Here is an 885-nt window from a genome sequence, read left to right as displayed (position 1 = left end):
GGCGAGGGTGGCGGCGACCGCGGCGGCCCACTCGTCCGGCCAGTGCGGGCCGGGCAGCGCGGTCCATACGGCCCGGGGCGTGCCGCCGCCCGCGAGCGCGTCCAGGAATCCGGGCCCGGCCGGGTAGCGGGCCCAGCTGCCGGGCGCGGGCGGTCCGGGCGGGGGCAGCGGCGGCGGGGAGGTCTCGGACTCGGCGCGGACGTTCCGCTTGGGCATGGCCAGCTGGAGGACGTCGGCGAGCGATCCGGCGTACCGGTCGGCGACGGCCCGGCACAGCGCGAGCAGCCCCGGCCCGAGCACCGGCTCGGGCGAGACGACCTGGGCGATGGCGGCCAGCGGCCCGCGGTAGTCGGACTCGGCGACCCGCTCGACGATGTACCCGTCGAGCAATCCGCCGCCCTCGCGCCGCCCCTCGCGCACCTTGCCGGTCCCGGCCCCGAACCGCACCCGCACCCGCACCCCGGGCCGGGCGTCGGCGTCCATCTCGGCCGGGACCGCGTAGTCCCAGAGCTTGTCGAGGTGCACCGGGCCCTTGTCCACGAGCACCTTGGCCACCGGCCGCTCCTTGGCCAGCGCCGCTCCCCGCCAGGTCCGCGGCTTGGCCCGCGGCACCTTGGCCTTGCGCACGCTGTCCCGGATGAGCGCGAGCTGCTCACCCCCCTGCGGCTCCTCCGCCGGGGCCTTGCGCTGCTCGTCGTCCCTGCTCACAGATCAAGTCTTAGCAGAGGACTCGGACATGCGAGGGCCCGGACGCCGCAAGGGGCGCCCGGGCCGTACCGCAAGCCGGACAGGCGGTGGTCCTTACAGACCGGCCGCCGCGCGGAGGGCGTCGACGCGGTCGGTGCGCTCCCAGGTGAAGTCGGAGTCCTCGCGGCCGAAGTGGCC

At 76.9% G+C, this 885-nt stretch carries 1 protein-coding gene; it reads right to left on the bottom strand.

Annotated features, from left to right (window positions below):
• The coding region (locus EEJ42_RS31255) for a primosomal protein N' family DNA-binding protein (protein WP_484422015.1) at positions 1 to 708 on the bottom strand (708 nt) is incomplete at its 3' end.
• Between the last annotated feature and the right edge of the window lie 177 nt (positions 709 to 885).

This window comes from Streptomyces botrytidirepellens, from assembly GCF_003721215.1.
Lineage (GTDB): Bacteria > Actinomycetota > Actinomycetes > Streptomycetales > Streptomycetaceae > Streptomyces > Streptomyces himastatinicus.
Note: the sequence above shows the minus strand (reverse complement) of the source record. Positions and strands in the feature narration are given on the sequence as shown.